The sequence below is a fragment of the Apibacter muscae genome (assembly GCF_007845635.1).
Taxonomy (GTDB): Bacteria; Bacteroidota; Bacteroidia; order Flavobacteriales; family Weeksellaceae; genus Apibacter; species Apibacter muscae.
This window is the reverse complement of the sequence record NZ_SELG01000010.1, coordinates 1-1,097: the sequence shown is the minus strand read 5'-3', so window position 1 is coordinate 1,097 and position 1,097 is coordinate 1. Positions and strand designations below refer to the sequence as shown.

The following is a 1,097-nucleotide window of genomic DNA, read 5'->3' as shown; positions in this document are numbered from 1 at the left end:
GCAGAGTTAGACTATAATCGTTTCCGTTACTACAATCCCGAAACTGGACAATACATCTCCAAAGACCCCATCGGACTACTTGGAAATAACCCTAATATGTATGCGTATACGTATGACTCCAATACGATGATCGACTTGTTTGGATTGGATTTAATTACTGTATATAGATTTGATAGAAGATCTCCTGATGTGATAAATGCGGAAGGTGGATTTAACGCAAAATCTCCGAATGCAAATGTTGATTTATTAGATTATGCCAAAAATAACACTCCTTCTCAATATATCTCTACTACCTATGATATAAACAGTGCTATAAATTTTGGTAATGATTACTATAATGGAGAAGGATATGTTTATAAGATTCAGGTTGATGACTCCAAAGGAGTAAATGTCAATGAAGTTTTAGGAGCTAAAAGTCCATATCCTCTGGAAAAAGAATTTTCGGTCATAAATAAAATACCTAATGAAAATATTATAGGTCATACTCCTGCTAAAGATATCAAAAATCCTAATGATATTAAATGGCTTTGTCCTTATTAATACATGTAATCTAATTAAAATGAATAATAAAGAAAATTTTAAATGTTTTAATATAAAAAGTTTGAATTTTCAACACAAGATACTTGATGCAAGTATTAATATTTGGACTGAAAATATAGAAAATCCTACAATATATGATATTGTTGAAAATAAGAAATATGAATTTCAGGGGAAATATGAAGTATTCTTTTTAGAATATCATGATGAAACTGGAAATTCGCTTAAAAATTATTCTGATAGAATTGGTAGTGCCTTTTATGGGCTTTGTATTAAGATAGAACAAATAGAATTAAAATTATTAATTAAGGGATGTGTTTTAAGTAATTATATAATTCCTCGACTACAATATTCTATCTATACTACTCATTTAACATTAGGTAAAAGAATTGATAAAGAATTTGTAAGAATCAATCTTTTTGATCCAGAAGAAGATGTAAATCAAATAGCAACTGTCCAAGAACAGAAAGCATATTACAATCAATGGTTAAAAAGTATAGAAGGCTTACCTTATTAAGATTATGGAAAAAAGCTTATTAAAAGATATACTTTATGGAGTA

Annotated in this window: 2 protein-coding genes; both read left to right on the top strand. The window is 28.3% G+C overall.

Going from position 1 to position 1,097, the window contains the following annotated elements:
* Nucleotides 1-540, top strand: a 540-nt coding sequence (locus ETU08_RS00490) for a scabin-related ADP-ribosyltransferase (RefSeq protein WP_311388693.1), incomplete at its 5' end; no start/stop codon positions are given.
* 19 nt (nucleotides 541-559) lie between these two features.
* Nucleotides 560-1,054, top strand: coding sequence for a hypothetical protein (locus ETU08_RS00485; RefSeq protein ID WP_146310472.1), 495 nt, complete (start codon nucleotides 560-562; stop codon nucleotides 1,052-1,054).
* The last annotated feature ends 43 nt before the right edge of the window (nucleotides 1,055-1,097 follow it).